This is a genomic window from Microtetraspora niveoalba, from assembly GCF_001570405.1.
GTDB classification, from domain to species: domain Bacteria; phylum Actinomycetota; class Actinomycetes; order Streptosporangiales; family Streptosporangiaceae; genus Microtetraspora; species Microtetraspora niveoalba.
Window position 1 is genome coordinate 1 of the sequence record NZ_BBYM01000001.1, and the last position, 1,342, is coordinate 1,342.

Consider the following 1,342-nt stretch of genomic DNA (forward strand, 5'->3'; position numbering starts at 1 on the left):
GGGGCCGATGGCACTGTCTGGTCCGAAGGCGTCGGCGTGCTGGTGCTGGAGCGGTTGTCGGACGCGCGCCGCAACGGCCACCAGGTGCTGGCGGTGGTGCGCGGGAGCGCGGTCAATCAGGATGGCGCGTCGAACGGCCTGACCGCGCCGAACGGTCCTTCGCAGCAGCGGGTGATCCGTCAGGCGTTGGCCAACGCCCGTCTCACACCCTCTGATGTCGATGCGGTGGAGGCGCACGGCACCGGCACGAAGCTCGGCGATCCGATCGAGGCGCAGGCGTTGCTGGCGACGTACGGGCAGGACCGCCCAGAGGGTCGTCCGTTGTGGCTGGGGTCGATCAAGTCGAACATCGGCCACACGCAGGCCGCCGCGGGTGTGGCCGGTGTGATCAAGATGGTGCAGGCCATGCGGCACGGTGTGCTGCCGCCGACCTTGCACGTGGACGAGCCGACGCCGCATGTGGACTGGTCCGCGGGTGCGGTGGAATTGCTGAGCGAGGCAAGGCCGTGGCCGGATTCGGACCGGCCGCGTCGTGCGGGTGTGTCGTCGTTCGGGATCAGCGGCACCAACGCGCACGTGATTCTCGAGGGTGTGGCGCCGGCTCCGGTGGAGTCGCCCGCGCCGGTGGGCGACGCCGGTGCCGTGGGACTGGTGGTCTCCGCGAAGACGGCGGATGGACTGCGCGCTCAGGCGGAGCGGTTGACCGGGTTCGTCGCGGAGTCGGACGCGGATGTGCGTGACGTCGCCTGGTCGCTCGCCACGACCCGGGCGGCGCTGGCACATCGGGCGGTGATCGTCGGCGGTGATCGTGCGGGGCTGCTTCGCGGGCTGAACGCGCTCGCTGTGGGTGAGTCTTCCGCGGGTGTGGTCTCGGGTGTGGCCGGTGAGGGTCGGACGGCGTTCCTGTTCACTGGTCAGGGGTCGCAACGGGCCGGGATGGGGCGGGGCTTGTACGACGCCTTCCCTGTGTACGCCCGGGCGTACGACGAGGTGTGCGCGGAGCTGGACCTGGACGTCGACGCTGTCGATCTGGATCAGACGGTTCACGCGCAGGCGGCCTTGTTCGCGGTCGAGGTGGCGTCGTTCCGGTTGCTGGAGTCGCTCCGGGTGACTCCGGATTTCCTGCTGGGGCATTCGATCGGTGAGATCGCGGCGGCGCACTGCGCGGGGGTGTTGTCGCTTGCGGACGCGTGCGCGCTGGTGGCGGCGCGTGGCCGGCTGATGCAGGCGCTCCCTGCCGGTGGGGCGATGCTGGCCGTGCAGGCGTCCGAGGCCGAAATCCGGGAGTCGGTCGCGGGTCTGGTGGACATCGCGGCGGTCAACGGTCCGTCCTCGGTGGTGG

Annotated in this window: 1 protein-coding gene; it reads left to right on the forward strand. The window is 70.7% G+C overall.

Features of this window, described 5'->3' with window-relative positions:
* Positions 1-36: 36 nt before the first annotated feature.
* The coding region (locus AWQ70_RS00005) for an acyltransferase domain-containing protein (RefSeq protein ID WP_306303386.1) at positions 37-1,342 on the forward strand (1,306 nt) is incomplete at its 3' end.